Raw genomic sequence first — 18,942 nt, forward strand, 5'->3', positions numbered from 1 at the left:
CAGAACATCTTTTCGACATTACGGCAAACCTCCCATACTTCCTTTACTAATACCTACAGTAATAACAGGGAGAACTGCCTCTTGGGGAAGCACCTTCCCGTTAGCGGTTATCGATAGTTCTATTGATGCACCTTCAAGTCCTGTAAAGTTAATACTCCATTGTTTTTCATCTATTCTAGAACAAATACAAACTCCGTTTGAGGAAGCAATGTCGAGAGTATCAACAGAGCGGTTAAAGCTGATTTCAATACTTGCCTTACCGCCCCTTTTTGCGAGCTTTTCGGCAGAAAAAACATAATTAAGGGGTTTGGGCACGTTCTTTCTTTTTAAAACTACAACAGGTACAATACATTCTTCTGGGGTCATACCACCATGTATTTCGCCAGCTACTGCATTTTCATCAGAATTTCCCCCAGCAGCATTACCAGATTGCTTGTAATGTTCGTAGTCTTTCATGACTAAATACTTCTTATCATTGAATCTACACAAAGCAACGTTAGGTAGAAGGTCTTCATCTCGTAGCTCTTTTGTCAATTCACAAAAGCGACCATGAGACATCGGTATTGCGCCTGGGGGCGCAAATGTAGCTAATTCATGGAATGCCAATGCAGCAAGGCGACTGCTCCCGTGGTCACCCGTAATTATTACAAGGTCGTTGCTTTCAAGAAGCTCGACAGCTTCATATAGCATCTCACAAACGGTCTGAATTTGGGCCACAATACACAAGAAATAATCCGAGTCATCCGGTACACCCTTGTGAGCAAGAGTATCTAACCGGTTGTGTTTTATATATTTAAAATCATTGTCTGCCCATTGCTCATTGAAGGCAGTTTCAGACGGAAGTCTTGATATAGCGATATTAGATGTGAAATCAAAAAGATCGTTCGTCTTTTTATCGAGAACTGCACATATCAATGACAGCCATTCAATACCCAAACCATCCACCCACAACGCCTTACAATCTGAACCGTTATACTTAGCGAGGATAGAATAGCGAGCATCAATACTCTCGACATCGAAGGTTGAAATCGGGGATTTTACCGGGCGGTTAATTAGCTTACTTTTCTTATACCAGCCAAAATAGTCTGTAAAAGATTTGTATTGATGACGCGGGGTCTCAAGATAGTATGCCAGCTCTGGGTATAACCCTTTTAAGGCAGTGATAAGTCTATCAACGGTATCTGCCGTTGAACTTAATCTCAACCATCGGCTTACAGTTTTGACAATAAAAGCACGTTCCTCTTGGGACTGCGCTGTAAGTAGGCCCAAAGCTGTTTCTGGCATACGTTTATCAAGGGCATCAAAAAACTTACTTGAAGGCACAGCATTTCTCATGCCTTGCATGATACCTCTGCGCTGAGTAATCCAGTCCTTATTATCTGCATAGAGAATAATGTCGTTGGCAATATGAGTAGCAGTATCCTGTAAATCATTAGGTGAGAGATTATGGATAATCGTACCGGCATAATCTTTCGGAGAATATAATTGGTGCCAAATCCAAGCGTACCACCGTTCTATGTCATCAAGATTCTCCCATTGAGAGACGACGCTAATGCTATCATAATACTTCAAATTCAGTGTCGCAAGAATTGCATCTGCGACAGATTCATTTCTTTGCGTATCACTGAGAAGCCTCGCCCAATAATCATCAGGTGCGCAACTTGATGGAATCATTGAAATCCCCGGCTCCATCCCACACAGGAATTCATAGGGACTTTCGATTATATTTACAGAGACTTGACCATATGTCTTCTCACAATCCTTGAATCGGGCAGTTACAAGAACCGGCTGCTGGGTTGACAATGCCTCCACCCAGTTCAAAAGCCAATTTTTAAAGCCTACGATTACGCCACGATCAGCAAGAGTATTTTTAAACCTATCTGAATATACTATCACGTTATAGTGATCACTGGAATCGTCATCTAGACTCCACAAAAAATCTCCTTGCCTCTCATCTACTTCTTTTACGACTCGTTCAAAAAGTTCTTTTGCGGCAAAGACGGGAATAAAAACCCGAATCTTGGAGTCCACAGAATATTGTTCACACCAGAAATCACGAAACTGCGCATATTGTGGATCTGTAGTTTCTCGAATTATTGCCAGTCGGAGATATTCTCCGATGGATAGAAGCAATATGTGCTTATCTGCCTCTCCCTTAATACGTTTCATCAATTTCGAGAATTTAGGATGTTTATCATCATCACCGCAGAATTCAGCTAAATTCAGCGTCAGCTCGCACGAAGTTCTCAGCCATAATACAAGAGCATTATACTGCGCAAGGCTATTGCAAAAAATTAAACGGATAGGATAACGGGAGGTGATATTATGTTCCTCCTCAACTTTTTTCTGTATCTCTTCTCTCTCAATCGACAAAGAATTTATACAGTTCAGGAAAACTATCAAATGCTGTGAGTATCCGAGTTCGCAATTCAGCTTCTTGCAAAGTGTTGACTTTATCTCTTGCAACTGCTTTTACTTTGTCGGCGAATTTTGCTTTTAGGAAGCCTTCTATCAGGCCCACTATTTTTGCTCCCTGATTTGCCCATGCATGGACGTCTGCTCCACATTCTAGCCTTATCCTTCCTAACAAATCATCACGATAGTTGGTAAACCCTTCGCAATTTTTTTCTCCTATTTGCTCAAAGAACTTATTTTGAATAAAATTGACATCCTGCAGATAAGCAAAGTTCTTACCATTTAGATAATGCACAGCATTATTGAGTTCCTTTTCACTTACCAATCTTCCCGCGTTGACATTTAGCACGCAGTCAAAATACTGCAAATCTTCGGGGGACGCGACCCATTGAATTGGTACATTGTATTTCCTGCACCAGTCTTTTATTGTCTTTGTCCCACCGATTTCAAGCCATCGCGTCAAAAGAAGCGTTTTACTATGTTCGTGCTTAATGTCTCCAATCAGTGGCTTAATCATTGATTCATAAACCGGCACAGAGGTGGCATATGGGCACTCATTGATACCACCAAACACCTTCACCAGATCATCTTCATTATAAATGACACCTTTTTTATCTAGGTATTTAGCAAGGAGATTTTTTGAGCTACTGAGGTTCTGCCATGCATCTCTGGCATACTCTTTGAAACAGTCAATAATAGCTTGCTTTTGATTTGCCGTTAGATTTTGCCAAGGGGTCAACGTAAGATTACGCATTTCAGCAAGGGCATGAAACCACGGCGCATCAAGCGTTTCAATAACCGTACCAGGAACCTTCATTAAATCAAAGCAGTTTTTTAGAGATTCTATATGCTTAGCCAAAGTCTTTTCGCTTACACCTAGTGCCTTATTCAATTCAGCTATGACGCCATATTCCAAAGTCAAAGTAGATAACTTTGCTTTAACTTGTTCTTCTTCCCAAGTTTCAATCGCTTTTTGCATAAGCCGCTTAATCGCATCAAATAAATCGTTATCGTTCAGCTTAAGAGTGGCAATAAGCAATCCTAAGTCACTATCTGCTGACATGATAATAAAAGACTTGAAAGCAGAATAACGGAGCGCATCATTTTTGAAATTGGCATTTAGTGCTTGCCTTATCTTACCTTTTCCGGTAAAAAGGCTCACAACTTTTGCCATAATATCTTCTTGGTTATCCTCGTTTCGATTTAAAACAAACAAACTGAAGTTGTCGATTATGCTATCGTAGACGGCTTTATTCTCTATACCGCCGGTTTCATTAGTGTCAACATATTTTAAAGCCCATAGAGGCGTACCACTGTAAGTAATTTTGCTAATTAGATAATGACGTGCCCTTTCCTCATTAGGGACTTCATTATCTTGAAGTTCAAATACACTTTTAAGATACGGCTTAAACTTTTGCCATATCTCCGAGCCGGAAGAAAGCGTATTGTTTGGAACTTTGTCTTGGCACATATTGTTTATCATTGTTGCCAAGTTGTTATCGTTCAAAGGAAAAGGGTTGGAATCACTATTCACCCAATTAAATTCGCTGTCTTTCCAAAAACGGAAAACAAAACCCAACAAATAAGCACAGGCTAAGTTGTTGTAATAGCCAAACGGCGGTTTTTGCAAATTCAACCAGAGCTGATCAAGACGGATTTTTGCACCTTGTGTCATTTTTCCATGAATGAACTTTGCTAGCTCTGCTATTGTCTTGGCACCAACTGAACCAGTCGCTGTTTCAAGTAATTCTATCGAAGTGCACCCCCAGACTTTTGCACCGATTACACCTGTCTCTATGCTCTTAATTTGTGCACTCTTCGACTCGCGAGTTATCCCAGCAAGTGCTGCACTTTCTTGCGCCCGTCTATATGCTGTATTAGTCAATACAACTTGTTCAGGCGCAGCTGGAAACATAGTAAATATTACGTCCTGCTTAATATGGCGCATTAGGTCTCCGCTACCGAAAATGGATCGATATGTTTTAGAACCATAAAAGGCTACTAACTGCTCATTAGTCGCATTGCTGCTCCACGATTCAAGGATCGTTCCCATTTCCTGTTCAAATTTACTCTTCGAGCCTTGTAAACCGTCTTCATTTGCCAGTTCAACATGCGTTTTTGCACGAAGCCAATCTTCCAAAGTCTGTGCAGCAAGCTCTTTTTTTAGGATGCAAAAAACTAATCTTCCAGTTTTATCATTTTTTATATACTCTTGCAACTTCGTTTGTGTAGGTACAAAGTGACTTGGTTCGGCAATAACTACAACTAAAAGACCGACCTTGTACTGGAGTCGGTTTAGTTCCGCTTGCAATTCGTTAAATCGCTGGTTCAGCGAATTGGTTTCTTCAGTACAAGCAGCGATGTACATTCTACCAAAAGTCGCGTCGGTTTTGCTCCAAATCTTGTCTTCGACAGTCCTTGCGAACTCACCATTCTTTTTAAACAGCTCATAACGAGTATATCGTTTTTGAATTTCTTCCAACCGAACATCGAACTTCTCAACATTTCTGCCATATGGTAACTCAACTCTGGCATCCCTGCTACCAGATATTTGAGCCAGCATAAGAATATTGCTGTCGTGGAAAGATTGAAGATAATCGTCTACACGGCTTTCTACAAGCTGCCCAACAAAGCACTTTCTGAGAGTGCTTCTCGTTGCATCAACTTTACTCGAACCGCCCTTTGTGTAGGTGACTTTGTCTGTAGCCATGATAGCTATCAGCAGAAGTGCAGCTTTGAATACACGCAGTGCATATTCATCGCTTTCCACGAGAGTTTTTTTCTGTCCGTAAAGTTGATAAGCGCGACGCGCATCCTGACTAAAACTACGAATATCAGAGTCGGCACCAAAAAAGTAATCCCACAGATAATCGATCGTCAGCCAACGCCAGTCTTCAGGGCCGTTTGTCTCAATATAATAGAGGAAGCCCACATTTTGTTCGGACTTTGCTTGGTCTTTCATAAAGCTGAAAAGAGTCCGGGAAGCTGCAGCAAAATTCCCAGAAACTTTTGTAAGCAGACTAAGCGTCATCGGATGAATAGGACACAGCTGAATCAGCTGATCTTTTTTAAGCCCATAAGAAACCTCGTCAAATTCTGAGATTATCTCCTTTACAAGACTGTTTCTAACTGCATTCCAGTTATCCTCCATACCTTTTTTACATTCGATGGATTCACCGATCATCTCATAAGCAGCACTTTCGCTAATATGAAATTCTAACTCGTGATACCGGTGCATAATACGGTTATATGTGTCTTCCCCAAGTGCACTTAACCAACTTGTGTCAACGTGAACGATAAGAAACATGAAAAACGGCTGTTTCTTGCAGTATTCGGACAATCTTTGAAGCACATTATCATCCCCGCTGCTACGAACAAAGTCTGTAAACTCGTCCCACAAGAAGACTATCCCTTTATCCTGCAGATGGTTCTCAACAATGGCATCGGTTATCCAGTGTTCGAAATTCTCAACAGAAGCAAACATCGCCCAGCCTTTGTCTCGGCAAATTTTCGCGACAGTATTACAGGCCTTAATATCACCACCCAGAACGTCGTCTTTAAAGCTATCAAAGTCTTCATAATCGTCTTCAAGCCGATATGAAGGCTCTCCAAAAATTGCATTCCAATTGTATGCTTTATCGGAAACAATACGTTTTGCTTCGTCCACTAAGGAATTACGGCCGTAACAGGCATTTTCTCCAAAACGTTCTTTGAGAGCCTTCCTGATGCTCATTTCCATTTCCATCATCAGCTGCGTACCCGTGGCAATACCCGTACAACCGCTCTTCCACACAACCAGAAATTCACCCTCACCCCTATTGCGAATGGACAAGAATTTATTCTTGTATGGAGTTAAAAGTCGTTTGCGGTCAAAGAAATTCTCTATGTTATTAATTGAGTCAGTGAACAGATGCTTTAGGACAATAGCGGCATAGCTTTTTCCCGTACCATAAGTGCCATGAATCCAGAAAGAACGCCTTTGGTTCGGATCTTCCATCTTCAAGCTGTCGCAGATTTTCTCTACGGAAATTTTCATATCATCATGTACGATATATTCCTGCCATAAATTCGGATTCCTTTCCTCACTGCCGATATCCACGACAGATTCATAACCAGGGCGCAATTCAATGTATCTGCTATACTTGGCCATTTATGATCCCTCCAATTACTGAGCAAGATTGAGGATGTCAATCAAATTAATATCTCTGCACAGTATGACGTTGTCAAGGTTTACTTGAAAAGAAACTCGGATAAATTCTTCAAATTGTAAAGCCAACGACTGTAATATTTCCTTTAAATTATCATCTGAAATTCCGAAAATAGCGCCGGGATCAACCCCGAGCCAGTTGGCGTTCCTGCGATTCTCTATCATCGTTTTGTGGAGTGAAAACGTATATTCTCCCGTAGCTTCCGCCCATTTATACAGAGAAAAGAGGATTGCCACGGCGTTCGGGCTTTCCCAGCCTGACTTGGAAAACTTGTATGATGCACCTGTGGAAATAGGAATACCTTGCTTCAATGTTGAACCTATTGGGCTATGGCGAAACGTCTCTAACAAAGCCGTAATCGCATTGTCACGGGTGGATTGCGAGTAATCATCGCCGAGCATAAACACAAGGTCGTTCTTCTCATATACCTCGCCAACAGGGGCATATAGCATATACCACTTACAAATGACGGAATTGTAAGCGAGGTTCGTCCAAATAATCGCCCAAACAACTGGGTTAAAAGGTCCCAGTGGCTCCAGCTTTTCAAACAATGCTGTCGGGGTCCCGGACTTATCACCTTTATTATTCGGATACAAAAGCTCAGCCTCCTTGAGCCAGACCTTTAACGCGTCGTATTGCCTGTTGCCTAGAACACCCATATTGAAGCATTCGCTCTTATAGTCGAAAAAGTGTTCAAGAAATTCGCGTCTCAATCCAAAATGTTGATACCTATTCATCCCTTTAAGCTCCATTCCGGAACCTCCTGTCGTACTTAATGATTTTGCGGCTAAACAACCTTTTCCGCCAGTAAATTCTATGCAGTTACTGCAATGAACACATTTGTCCTCCCGAATAAAAATATGATTACTATCATCTACCAAAAATGCGTTACAGGGACATTGTACCATACAAGCCTTGCAACCAAAGCAATAAGCCACTTTATTTGCTATTCCTCTTAAATGGCTTATTACAAATCTATCCATTAGTTTATATGGTGAATAGGACACGCTCTTTCTGTCATCTGAAATACAGAAAGCATACTCACGATTAGCTATTAATTGGATTCCTTTGTTACCGTCTCGCTCCACGATAGGTCCTAAAATCACAACGACAGATAACCAATCCTGCTTTCTCTCTGAAAAATGAAATGTAATAGCATCTCCATTTATTGTTTCTGAAACGCGGTTTCCTCCATTTGGTAATCCACGTCCACCCATTCGCGCTTTCCAGCCACCTTGCTCAATGAACCTCTTTTGTTCTTTCGGGGGCTTAGTTAGCTCGGCATATTTCTCGACCTTTTTTAATAAAGGTGCTAGTTCTTTTCCGTAATAATCATTTGTTATACCGTCCCACCAACTAGAAGACATAGGACACACCATACAGCCAACACGAAATAATCCTTGCCTGTACGCCTGATTAAAAAGGATATTTCGATGTATCAAATAGAGATAAAGTTCACCTGTACTCCATTTTAGAATAGGACTGCAATTGATTTGATTGATGTTTTTTGCGCCAACGCTTGTTTCGATATAGTTTGCCCGTTGGGCACTTTCTTCGCGACGAACGCCATCAAACACCACCGCCTTAACATCGTAATTGCCAGTAATCTCCCGCATAGTAAGTATAGTAGGCACAGACTTATGTACCGAACAACACCATCGCATCCTTCTTCCCGGCGGCCCAAATTCACCCCAGCTTTTCTCCGGGTTCAAATGGCTCTTTGCTTCAAGAAAACGAAGATCTGGCCAATGCCTTTTTGCTTTCTCGACAGCTTCAATTGTACAGCTTAATTCCATACCCGTATTGTTAAATATAACATAAAACTCACCCGGCGACAATGCGCGGCTTACAAGGTCCAAGAGAACGAGTGAGTCCTTCCCGCCACTGAAAGCGACAACAAAAGCATAACCTTGTTTTGCGTACTCGTTGTATGTTTTCCGAATAAACGACTTCGCGGTATTCTCCAAACCGAACATTATCTCCTCGTTCTGCTTCCACAACGCCTTAACATCAATAGGCTCAAGAGTCAAGTCCATTTCGTTCACCACAATTTGTGGCTTGGAATAGAACCCACCACCTTTCGCTTCTGCGACGCAACGACCGTCTATTACATAGCGACGTATTCCTTCCGCCCATAAAAGAGGAGCTTTGGTGTCCGGGTATGTCCAATAGTGGTTCATCCCGAAATAGTCTAACTCTTCTTTGAAAACAGGACGTATCTCCTTCTGAACTTTACCGTTTATGACAAGCGCGTATATTCCGTTTTGCCTAGTCCATTCGTATGCGTACATAACATCTTCCTCATGTGGCAAATTCTATTTTCCAAGGATTTTCACCGAATTATTATCGCTTGCCCAAGCGAAACGTCTATCTTTTAACGCTTTGTGCATGTTGGAAATCAATTCGTTCCCTTCAATCATACCAATTCGCTTCAGCAATTCCCGTAGCTCCTCTGCTGCAAGGGGCTTGGGAAAGGGCAGTAAGTTTTCCACAACCAAATAAGCGTAGACAAGATCAGCAAAGGCATTGATAACCGAATCTTGCGGGACAATACCGGCTTTGATTGTATCTAGACTCTGCCCATCTAACGCCTGGATTGTCCGATATTCAGGAATAAACTTTTGGATCACCTCTTGCAGAAGAAGGAGCTCCCAGTTCAAACCCAGGGGGAGAGTAGGTAATCTATTAAACCAATGTGTATTTAGCCCTCGCAGTATAATATAGGGACGGTCTTCTAAGACAAGGTTGAGACAGGCCTTGACTTGCCCAAGCCAGTGATCGTCAATGTCTAAAACTTCACATAACAGGTATTCACCCGGCCTATATTGTAAGACATCCCGGTTATTCTCAACCCGCAGTAAGCCATTGATATTTCCGCTGGCAATTTTGAGTTTATCCAGATAATTTGCACACTCGTCTCTCGTAGCTTTACCCCCACAACTCTGTATAAATGACATGAGAACACCGCGTATGTTTTTAGGCATTACGGATTCAGTCTCCCAAATATGTTTGTTACCATAAAACACGAGGTTATTTCCCGCATATTTTTCAACAGAGAAAATATGTCGTGCCAAGTAATAGACTTTTTGGGGTTCGGCTAAATTATTATCGTTAAGGAACATCGGTAATTCAATGGCTAGCGCATCGAAGAAGACAGTATCCGTTGTGTAACCATTAAACATCCAAAATTGCATTTTCAAAATCTTAAACATTTTTTCGGCCGCCTCGTCGAAATCTATAATGCAGTCACGATGAATGTAGAGGTGGTCGGGCATAGTAACCGCCCATTTTGCAGAATCTAAAAAGGCTTTTATCGGATTAACCCCGCGTCCGGTAGGCGATACATACGCAACAATATCGTCAAGCTTTGCGCCACATATATCAGCAGATTTAATGAAGCTCTCTATTTTTGTTAATTCGTTTTGAAAATCCTCTACCAATGGTTTTCCCGCATACACATCAGCTTTGTTATCGGGTTCCTGTACATTCCGGGCATCTAAAAGATAGTAAAACTTTTCACCCTTCGCGTCAACCGTACAACGGAAATAGTCTTTAGTCGCACGATATGTATAATTGGATCCCTTACATGCACTTTCAATTTGAATTCGTACTACATTAAGCGGATTTTTCGCGCCGAAAGAATAAAGTTCGTTCTCAATAATCTTATTATAAATCTCTCCAACAGTCATTCCTCTTTGCGATAACTGCAAAATTTTGATTACAGCTCCTCTTATTGTTAACCGTTCACTCACTTGGGAATTAATTCCTATGCTCTGATTCGAGGCTTTAAGAAGCGACGGTTTACTCTTCAAAAATCTTAAAAAAGCCTGTCCCACCTGAACAAACGTGGCATATGTCTTTTTATCAGTTGCTCTAAACTGCTTGTCATTCAGGGCTTTATCGTAGATGCTTTTGAATAGCTCAAAAGTCGTGAGCTCCCACAATCCTACCAAAGATAACTTTCTGCGGATAAGGTAGGCAGAAACTTTATCAATACAGGACAGGTAAATCGCGGGAGAATACTTTTTAGCGTGTCCGTCGAAAAGCCATTCAGAAAAAGACTCCTTAACCATAACCAGTGAAGAGGACGCACTTTCAACGGTGTCATTTGTATTAGATTGCTGTCCCACTCTTACCACTTCCCTCAGTTTTCTCTTTTTACTTTCCGTGTCCATAATCTACTCTGCATCTTCCGAATCGCCCTTAGCCGCTGCGCCGCCAGAGCGAATCCAATCATCAACCTCGGAAATCTTGAATTTCCAAAGCCGGCCGACTTTGTGAGCGGGCATATTACGGTTACTAATCCAGTGCAGAACAGTTTCCCGACTTACATCAATTTATCCGGGGCGGGTACAGTTATAACTTCGCATTTTTAGCCTAATTTGCATTTGGATAACGGGAGTTATTATTTGATGAAGGTACAGTTAAATATTAGACGAAGTAGATTCCTTTAAAACAAAGTCACAAATCGGTGTTTTAGGGTACTTCTAGTTCATCCAATCGATCGTATTCGTACAGTCTTAGGCGCTTATAGGCAGCCCACAAGTCTTCATAAGTGAACAACTTCCGGTATTTGGATTCCAGAATAATCTTCTCAACTGATAAGTCCATTCTTTTATTCTCGAAAAGAGTAGCGAACCCTGAAGTGCCACCTTCCTTATAAACCAATCTTCTTGTTACCTCGACAATGTCTTCATTGCTTACGACCATGTCCAAAAAGGCCCGAGGAGAGTACTTGAATCTTTTACATTCATTGTAAGTCGATATGTACCTTTCTCTGAGTTCTCGCTTCAGTTGTTCCATCAATTGCACCTACTTGTTATCGATTTAATTTTGACAAGCTATACTGTTGACTTTGAATCTCACCACGACGAAGGGCGAGGCCAACGACCTACCAAACACTTCACCCCTAGCATTCAACATTTCCCCAGGCTTTCCTTCTAGTTTCCGGCGCAAACTTTCCTTCTCCTCATAACAAAAAAAGCCAGACCGTTCAAACGATCTACCTCACTGTCCTCTATCGGCCAACAATACCTCGCGGAATAACTTACCATGCTTTCTTCCACCAATTACATAAATCGGCTTTTTACAGTCTCATGGGTCCCCTTACACTCTGAGTCACCTTTTCCCATATTTTAGTCCACTTTTCCCCTAAACATGTCTCCATGGACGCAGCTGGTCCTATTAAATTGTTACACAATTTCAAGGCGCATTCTGAGAGCCTTACTACAAGCGGCTTCCAGGGTGTGCATTTTCTTAATCTTACCACAGTCTCAATGTGACGTGTCCGCGGGAACATATCTGTTTCTCTCTCATGTCTCCCGCGACGCAGGCACCTCCAAAACCGCTAACCAGATCGTTGTCTCTATTTATCTTTCAAAGATCAAAGCGGAGCACAACCCTCCGCAATACACCCAACCCCGTCCGCCTCTTCAGCTTTTCGACACTCTCCCTCATATTCCTTCCAGTAACCCGGGGAAATTTCCACCTTCGTTAGGGCCTTCGCACCATTCCTTGTCAACACCACTCCTCCGCGTCCCCAGCTACTTGTCTGCCTCCGACATGCTGCGGCTCTAGCGCAACCCTTGTTTTAGATTGTAACACCCCTCACAGACAAATAATTGACATTGGCTTCGTTACTTGTGCGACGTCCGCGGCTTTTCATTGTTCCTTGCGCAAAAACTGGCTAAATGTTAATGCCCCTACTCACCGCGGGATTCCCGCAAGCCGACTCATTGCTGGTCGGTAGAGTCCTCTTCTCCGCCGCCACCAGTTACAATGCGCACTTGTTTCTCCGTTCTGCCCCCCATTTCTGTACAACTGCTCCTGCGGCTCGCCAAGTACCGTGGACAGCTTGGCAAAAAGCGCAACACTTCCCCGTATCCCGTGCTCCAAGCCGCCGATGTAGTTACCGGTTGCTCCCACCCGCTTTTTCGACTTGAGTAAGGCCTTTCTCCTTACGAGACGGACCAGCAATTGGCCGATGTTCTCCATATGCTCGCTCGCCCGCTCCACGGGCTTGGGGAACGATGGTCCCCACATACAGTGCGGTCTGCGGGGTACGACCTCAGCTCACGCACGGGGCGGAGGAATTGGGGGTAACCCAGAGTTTTTGTCTCAGTAGAGAACAACTTCTCGAATTCAATGGCAGGTTGGTATGCTGTCACATAAGCCCATCCAAAATGGTGGCCTTGACTGCCATCCTTGACATTTACTGGGATTGTCCGGACTTTGCTCTCCACCTCAGGCGTTTTCCAAAATGAATCCATTACGCTTCGCCTCTAATTCTTTGAATAGGAGTCGTTCGTCTGTGCCTCACCTCCCAGAGCCTTGCCTACCTCCCCCTTAACGCCTTGCCCAAAATCGCCGAGCGCCGGGCCGCTTTGGCCGCTTCATACTGGCTTTTAATCACCCCCACTTCATCCGTCGGCAAGCCGTCGGAGACCAGCTCGGAGTGCAGGGAGCCCATGATGCTGTAGAATCGATTATCCACATTGGCCTCTAGGAGATTTCCCGCCTGGATATATTTCTGGGCCAGGGCCGCACGGTTAAGGGTACCGGCCGCTTTGTCCTCCCGGTACTCCTGAACAGCCGCCGCGTACAGCGTATCCAGGCGGCTGAGGGCTACGCTTTGCAAAGAACGGATTTCCGGTAGATACTGCCCGACGACCCCGGCCTCTGTGAGCAACGGGGCTCCACTCCCGAGAGACGAATTGGGATTTCCCGGCGCACTCCCCCCGGACGTACCTCCCGGTACGCCGCCGCCGGGGTCATGGCTCCCCGTGCCGGTACTCGCTGACAAACCCCCCGCTGAACCCCGGGACGGGTCGAAAGGCGCAGTGGACCCAGGTGCTCCTGGATCCGCGCCGGCTCCGAAGTTTGCCGCACCGCCCGGCTTCACCCCTGCTCCCTGGCCGGTCACGCCCCCGGGAGCCGCGGAATTCTTCCCCCCTGCGCTATCCGGAAACGTGTTGAAGAAGTTCGCTCCGAACTGGTGATAGAGCTGCTGCTTCACTTTGGGGTTAACCCGGAAAAAGACACTGTACCCCCAAAGCCCCACAACGGCCAAGACCACAACGATAACACTTGTCAGTACCAGAAGTTTCTTTTTCATTGTCTTTTCCACCCATCCTCCGTGATCCTTAAGAGCGCAGCGCAAAGAAAATGATAGCCAAAGCGGCGGCCAGGGCGACGACCAGCAACAATCATAACTTCCTGACGACTGGGCTTTTCTAAAAGGGCTCCCTTCCAGGCTTTCCACGGCATAATCTTCACCTCCGTCAAAACCGATGCCGCTTCCTAATCCGCCTCAACACAAGAATCACAATCAACGCCGCAGCTGAATCCAGCATGACATCCTGCACCGCAGGAGTCCGACCCGGCACAAAGATTTGATGGAACTCGTCGGAAGCCGCATACAGAGTTGCCAGTCCATATGAAAGGACCGCACGGTGGCCCGTGGCGAAGAACAAGAGTAAGGCCAACACAGCATAAACGACTACGTGCGCCGTCTTGCGGACAAGAACATTCAGGGATTTTAGGTTCCTCAGCGGCACATGGGCAAATTGCTCCAGCACAATGCCTGTATTCTTGCCGGTGAAAATGGGAAGCGCTGTGAATCCGAAAATCACAACACACCAGAGCACAGCAACGAGCAGCCAATTCCTTTGTGTAAACATGTCTAAGCACCTCCCTTAGGCCCCGCAAGCGGTACCGCACAAACAATAGTCCCTGCTTAGGTGTCAGAAAAGACCCGCGGGAGCGGCGACCAAGGGGAACCTCTCTGTTACCAGTTGCTCCCACCCGCTTTCCCAGTTCTGCCTGGGAAAGGCCCTTCTCCCTACGGAAACGGACCAGCAATTGGCCGCTGTTGTCCATTTGCTCGCTCCCTGACGTCTCGTTATCGCCCGCGCAAGCTCGACGGGCTTGGGTGCTTGGGTAACGGTGGTCCCCGCATACTTCAAACTCATATTTCCTCTTCACGGATCCCTTTTATCGCTAAGTAGGCCTTGAGTCGTTCGACAGGCTTACAATTCGTTCCGTTCCACTTGCCCATTTCCTTATAGGCCTTGGCCAATTTTTTGGCGGCCTCCGGGGTCGCCGCCTCCGGGATACTCCGGTCACTTACCGTAACTCCCCTGTAACCCCCGGGAGACAGCAAATAGTTTAACGGCTTTGTCTATCCTAGCGGTATCGACCGTTCCGTCTGCGTTCCGATACGGCATTTTCCACGTTGACTTATTGTGGATATCCCCGATGTAGGCAAAAGCCGAACGGGGAAGACTGACCCCATGATGCGTTTTAAAATCACCTGAGGCATTTGCTTTGAAGTGTTCGAAACTGAATAGCTTTTCAGTGGGCAATTTCGAGAGCCCATATAAAGTTAAGTAAAAGAGGTCGTCCGCGGGATCTGGAGAATTGACCTTAAGATCGAGCAAAACACTGATTTCGCTCTCAGCACGAATTGCCAATACGACGCTTTCTCCGTCGAAGGCGATGAGATTTGCGACTCGGTGGCGGTCGGCATAATTTGCCGCTTGTCCAAGCGCTTTCAGTAAATTATCTTTCTTGCGGAAATACTCCCAGCCCTTAGCCTCTGCCACCGCAACCTTAAAATCCCTCGACATTAAAACGTAATCCGCGTAATCCGGCTGACGCGAGATCTGATCCGGTGTATACCCCAGAGGACCGGTCAACAATTTGTCAAATACCGCCTCAACGTCTTTCTCTGACAAACTTCTGCCGTTTATCAAATGGCGGTAGGTCGCTTGCCTATAAGCATAGAAATCTTGCCATCTCTCTTGGAGAGCTTGCCTAGCGCTCGTTTCTTTTTTAGTTGGCATTTCTTAAGACCTCCCGTGATTCGGATTCTGTAAAGACCTTGGCAAAAAGGGGGAATCGTCGTGCGCCGTCGTCTGCTCGTGTCGCTTCTCGTCCCTTTAAGAAGCTTCTTGATTCATGATCCCTCCCACCCCGCTTTAACGTGATCCTTACGAGCGCAGTACAAAGAAACCAATGACAACCGCCGCGACCAGCACGATGGTCAGGACCATCATAGCTTCCAGACGGCTGGGCTTTTGCAAAAAAGCACCTTCAAAAGCTTTCCACGGCATCCGATTCACCTCCACCCAAGACGACCCTATCCCATTTTCCCGGTTCTTAAGAAGGTTGAAAACCCACGCCGCTTGTAGAGTCTGACGGCAAAGTAGGTTGTGATCCCAAACCCGATGATTTCAGAGATGTAGATCTAGGGATCCGTCATCAGGCCTTGAAATTCCGAGTAAACCCAGGCCATCTTGGCCGCCGGAAGGGCTCCGTTCGTCTGTTGACTCAGCTGTGTGCTGATGAACGGCCAAAACCAGATACGCGGCAACATCCACATGCGGTCGAACACTTCGTGTAACATACTCGCTCCGGCCAACACCAGCCAGCCCAGCTTATCATACCGGTACAACCGATATAACCCTATCCCCGTGAGAAGTAGGACAAAAGCTAAGGTGTGGGCATAGACCCTCCCGCTCTCAAATGTACTCTGAAACAGGACTCTCCCGATGGGTTTATCGATAAGGTCCGGAAGGAGTGAACCGACCCCCACCAGCCGATAATCCAGCCTTTTTTCGCCGGTAACCTTTTCGACCCCCCGGCCGCCAAGGTCGTAAAACCCACATGACCAAAAATGAACATCTTTTATCCTTTCGTGCCTTGGGTGACTTCGGAACCTTGGCGTTGACTTATACTTCGACCGCATATTTCCCCTCGCCTCATACCCAGCCCCCATCCGCCGCCCCCCGCTCGGAGGCTCAAAACCTCGGCAGCATCCCTTCGGCCAAGTCCTTGAGCCTTCCGTACCTCTGGTCCTTCTCGGACAACACGGGCTCCCTGACCGGCCACTCAATGCTCACATCCGGGTCGTTCCAGATAATCCCGTGTTCCGCCTGGGGGTTGTATCCATCGGTGCATTTATAGGCAAATAGTGCGGTTTCACTCATGACGCAGAAGCCATGGGCAAACCCTGCGGGGATGTAAAACTGCCGTTTATTCTCACCGGAGAGCCTGACCCCCTCCCAGCGGCTGAAGCTAGGCGAACCGATGCGAATGTCCACGGCCACATCAAAGACCTCGCCCTGCAAGACATAGACCAGCTTGCCCTGCGAATTCGGGTTCTGAAAATGGAGCCCGCGCACCACCCCTTTCTGGGAAAAGGAGAGATTGTCCTGCACAAAGCGCTCCGGCAGCCCGGCCTCGGCATAACGATCCTCACGCCAAGTTTCCATAAAGAACCCCCGCGCATCGCCGAAGACATGCGGCTCAATGATGACGACACCGGGTAATTTTGTCTTCACGATATTCACAGAGACACATCCTCCCTCACTAAAGTACGCAGGTATTGACCATAGCTGTTTTTGGTCAGCGGGTCCGCTAAGCGGAGCACTTGCTCGGCGTGTATGTAGCCCATGCGGTAGGCAATCTCTTCCGGGCAGGCCACCATCAGCCCCTGCCGCTCTTCCACGGTCTGAATGAAATTCGAGGCCTGAAGGAGGGACTCATGGGTGCCGGTGTCAAGCCAGGCATACCCGCGGCCTAATTTCTCCACGCGCAGGGCCTGATGATCCAGATAGACCTGATTGACATCCGTGATCTCCAGTTCTCCCCGGGTGGAGGGCTTGAGGCTGGCCGCGATGTCCACCACCCGGTTATCATAAAAATAGAGTCCCGTCACGGCGTAGTTGGATTTTGGCTGGCGCGGTTTTTCCTCCAAACTCACTGCCCGCCCCTCCGCGGCAAATTCCACCACCCCATAACGCTCCGGGTCCTTCACCCAGTAAGCAAACACAGTCGCGCCACTTTCCTGCGCCACGGCCCGCGCTAAGCTCGTGGTGAGACTGTGGCCGTAGAAGATATTGTCTCCTAAGACCAGGGCGCACCCTTCCCGGCCGATGAAGTCCCGGCCAATGATGAAGGCCTGGGCCAGCCCGCCCGGACTCGGCTGGACGGCATACTCCAGACGGATTCCCCATTGACTCCCGTCTTGCAAAACCCCTTGAAAGAGTGCCCGGTCATCCGGTGTGGTGATGATGAGGATTTCCCGAATCCCGGCCAGCATCAGGGTGGTGAGTGGATAGTAAATCATGGGCTTATTATACACGGGCATGAGTTGCTTGCTCACGCTCAGCGTGAGCGGGTATAAGCGGGTGCCGGATCCCCCGGCCAGGATAATGCCTTTCTTGATCACGTCCCTATCCCTCCCTAACGCGCGAATTCCCGAAGTCCCAGCCGTTCCCGGCGGTAACTGCCATCGGTCACCCTTTGGCACCATTCCCGGTGGGCTAAATACCACTCCACAGTCTTTTTGAGTCCTGTGGCAAAAGTCTCCTCTGGCTTCCAACCCAGGGTCGTTTGCAGTTTGGCGGAGTCTATGGCGTAACGACGGTCATGACCCGGCCGGTCCTTAACAAAAAGGATCTGGCGCCTGTAGCTCTCACCGTCCGGCCGCGGAAGCAATGTATCCAGCACATCGCAGAGGAGATGGACCACTTCCAGGTTGCTTTTTTCACTGTGTCCTCCAATATTGTAGGTCTCGCCCACTCTCCCGCGCTCGATCACGGTCTGGAGGGCCCGGCAATGATCGAGGACAAAGAGCCAGTCCCGGACGTTCTGACCGTCGCCATAGACTGGCAAGGGCTTTCCGTCCAAGGCATTGAGGATCATGAGGGGAATGAGTTTTTCCGGAAACTGATAAGGCCCGTAATTGTTGGAACAGTTTGTGGTGAGGGTCGGGAGATCATAGGTGTGATAATAAGCACGAACCAAATGGTCGGAGGCCGCTTTGGAGGCCGAATAGGGTGAATTGGGGGCATAGGGGCTATCTTCCGTAAAATAGCTCGTCTCTCCCAAGGAACCGTAGACCTCGTCGGTTGAGACCTGGAGAAAGCGGAAATGGCCCTCCAGCTTTTCTTTGTTTTCCCGCCAATAGCCGCGCACCGCTTCTAAGAGCTCAAAGGTCCCGACGATGTTGGTCTGGATAAAGTCCCTTGGGCTGTCAATGGAACGGTCAACATGGGATTCGGCCGCAAAATGAACGACGGCTTCGGGCCGGTATTTCCTGAGCAGGCTCGCGACCAGAGCCCGATCGCCAATATCCCCATGACAGAAGGTATAGTGCGGATGAGCCGATACATCCGCGAGGGAATCGAGGTTTCCGGCATAAGTGAGCTTGTCTAAGTTCACCACGCTTACCTCCCCCTCGTAAAGCATACGCCGGATAAAATGACTGCCGATGAAACCCGCTCCCCCAGTGACCAGATACGTCTTCAATGCT

Annotated in this window: 13 protein-coding genes; all 13 read right to left on the reverse strand. The window is 46.6% G+C overall.

The window, feature by feature from the left end:
• Window positions 1-18 precede the first annotated feature (18 nt).
• Window positions 19-2,373: a BREX-4 system phosphatase PglZ gene (pglZ, locus tag MNU25_RS18275; RefSeq protein ID WP_240986374.1), complete on the reverse strand. Its 2,355-nt coding sequence runs from the start codon at window positions 2,371-2,373 to the stop codon at window positions 19-21.
• Window positions 2,363-6,565: a hypothetical protein gene (locus MNU25_RS18280; protein WP_240986375.1), complete on the reverse strand. Its 4,203-nt coding sequence runs from the start codon at window positions 6,563-6,565 to the stop codon at window positions 2,363-2,365. Before MNU25_RS18280 ends, pglZ begins: the two co-directional genes overlap by 11 nt.
• A 15-nt stretch (window positions 6,566-6,580) precedes the next feature.
• Window positions 6,581-8,914, reverse strand: a complete 2,334-nt coding sequence (locus MNU25_RS18285) for a phosphoadenosine phosphosulfate reductase domain-containing protein (RefSeq protein WP_240986376.1) — start codon at window positions 8,912-8,914, stop codon at window positions 6,581-6,583.
• Between the two features lie 24 nt (window positions 8,915-8,938).
• The gene (locus MNU25_RS18290; RefSeq protein ID WP_240986377.1) at window positions 8,939-10,798 is read right to left on the reverse strand and encodes a winged helix-turn-helix domain-containing protein; all 1,860 of its coding nucleotides are present in this window, start codon (window positions 10,796-10,798) and stop codon (window positions 8,939-8,941) included.
• 3 nt (window positions 10,799-10,801) lie between these two features.
• Entirely contained in the window at window positions 10,802-10,960 is a 159-nt protein-coding gene (locus MNU25_RS18295; RefSeq protein ID WP_240986915.1) for an excisionase family DNA-binding protein, read from the reverse strand.
• Between the two features lie 1,997 nt (window positions 10,961-12,957).
• Window positions 12,958-13,737 carry a hypothetical protein gene (locus tag MNU25_RS18300; RefSeq protein WP_240986378.1) on the reverse strand — a complete coding sequence of 260 codons (780 nt, stop codon included), beginning with the start codon at window positions 13,735-13,737 and terminating at the stop codon, window positions 12,958-12,960.
• 166 nt (window positions 13,738-13,903) lie between these two features.
• Window positions 13,904-14,302 (reverse strand): VanZ family protein, encoded by a 399-nt coding sequence (locus MNU25_RS18305; RefSeq protein ID WP_240986379.1) that lies wholly within the window; start codon window positions 14,300-14,302, stop codon window positions 13,904-13,906.
• 441 nt (window positions 14,303-14,743) lie between these two features.
• Complete coding sequence (locus MNU25_RS18310) at window positions 14,744-15,466, reverse strand: hypothetical protein (RefSeq protein WP_240986380.1); 723 nt, start codon at window positions 15,464-15,466, stop codon at window positions 14,744-14,746.
• 147 nt (window positions 15,467-15,613) lie between these two features.
• The gene (locus tag MNU25_RS20205) at window positions 15,614-15,736 is read right to left on the reverse strand and encodes a hypothetical protein (protein ID WP_261485818.1); all 123 of its coding nucleotides are present in this window, start codon (window positions 15,734-15,736) and stop codon (window positions 15,614-15,616) included.
• A gap of 134 nt (window positions 15,737-15,870) precedes the next feature.
• Window positions 15,871-16,401 carry a metal-dependent hydrolase gene (locus tag MNU25_RS18315; RefSeq protein WP_240986381.1) on the reverse strand — a complete coding sequence of 177 codons (531 nt, stop codon included), beginning with the start codon at window positions 16,399-16,401 and terminating at the stop codon, window positions 15,871-15,873.
• Between the two features lie 22 nt (window positions 16,402-16,423).
• A complete protein-coding gene (rfbC, locus tag MNU25_RS18320; protein ID WP_240986382.1) occupies window positions 16,424-16,975 on the reverse strand; it encodes a dTDP-4-dehydrorhamnose 3,5-epimerase in 552 nt (183 codons plus the stop codon).
• A complete protein-coding gene (gene rfbA / locus MNU25_RS18325) occupies window positions 16,972-17,856 on the reverse strand; it encodes a glucose-1-phosphate thymidylyltransferase RfbA (protein WP_240986383.1) in 885 nt (294 codons plus the stop codon). Before rfbA ends, rfbC begins: the two co-directional genes overlap by 4 nt.
• 14 nt (window positions 17,857-17,870) lie before the next feature.
• On the reverse strand, window positions 17,871-18,938 hold the full coding sequence (rfbB, locus tag MNU25_RS18330) for a dTDP-glucose 4,6-dehydratase (RefSeq protein WP_240986384.1): 1,068 nt from the start codon (window positions 18,936-18,938) through the stop codon (window positions 17,871-17,873).
• Window positions 18,939-18,942: the final 4 nt, after the last annotated feature.

Origin of the sequence: Acididesulfobacillus acetoxydans (assembly GCF_902729405.1) — a bacterium.
GTDB classification, from domain to species: Bacteria; Bacillota; Desulfitobacteriia; order Desulfitobacteriales; family Desulfitobacteriaceae; genus Acididesulfobacillus; species Acididesulfobacillus acetoxydans.

Excerpts from the sequence above, each read along its gene's own strand:
- MNU25_RS18280 (WP_240986375.1), bottom strand. The coding sequence starts at position 6,565 with ATGGCCAAGTATAGCAGATACATTGAATTGCGCCCTGGTTATGAATCT.
- MNU25_RS18285 (WP_240986376.1), bottom strand. The coding sequence starts at position 8,914 with ATGTACGCATACGAATGGACTAGGCAAAACGGAATATACGCGCTTGTC.
- MNU25_RS18290 (WP_240986377.1), bottom strand. The coding sequence starts at position 10,798 with ATGGACACGGAAAGTAAAAAGAGAAAACTGAGGGAAGTGGTAAGAGTG.
- MNU25_RS18300 (WP_240986378.1), bottom strand. The coding sequence starts at position 13,737 with ATGAAAAAGAAACTTCTGGTACTGACAAGTGTTATCGTTGTGGTCTTG.
- MNU25_RS18305 (WP_240986379.1), bottom strand. The coding sequence starts at position 14,302 with ATGTTTACACAAAGGAATTGGCTGCTCGTTGCTGTGCTCTGGTGTGTT.
- MNU25_RS18310 (WP_240986380.1), bottom strand. The coding sequence starts at position 15,466 with ATGCCAACTAAAAAAGAAACGAGCGCTAGGCAAGCTCTCCAAGAGAGA.
- MNU25_RS20205 (WP_261485818.1), bottom strand. The coding sequence starts at position 15,736 with ATGCCGTGGAAAGCTTTTGAAGGTGCTTTTTTGCAAAAGCCCAGCCGT.
- MNU25_RS18315 (WP_240986381.1), bottom strand. The coding sequence starts at position 16,401 with ATGGGGGCTGGGTATGAGGCGAGGGGAAATATGCGGTCGAAGTATAAG.